The sequence below is a fragment of the Paraburkholderia sp. BR10923 genome (assembly GCF_040948765.1).
GTDB classification, from domain to species: Bacteria; Pseudomonadota; Gammaproteobacteria; order Burkholderiales; family Burkholderiaceae; genus Paraburkholderia; species Paraburkholderia youngii.
Genome location: NZ_JBFPKO010000261.1, coordinates 1 through 220 on the forward strand (window position 1 = coordinate 1; position 220 = coordinate 220).

Consider the following 220-nt stretch of genomic DNA (forward strand, 5'->3'; position numbering starts at 1 on the left):
CGTTCCGATCGGCCGTCCGATTGCGAACACGCGGGTGTATGTGCTGGACGGTCATGGCGAGCCGGTGCCGTTCGGGGTGGTGGGCGAGCTCTGCATTGGCGGGGCGGGGGTCGCGCGGGGCTATCTGAACCGCCCCGAGCTGACAGCCGAGCGGTTCATCGCCAGTCCCTTTGTGGAGGGCGATCGGCTGTATCGCACGGGGGATCTGGCGCGGTACCTG

1 protein-coding gene is annotated in these 220 nt (G+C 68.6%); it reads left to right on the forward strand.

The annotated features are described in order from the left end of the window. On the forward strand, window positions 1-220 hold a 220-nt coding region (locus AB3X94_RS42395), incomplete at both ends, for an AMP-binding protein (RefSeq protein ID WP_368614522.1).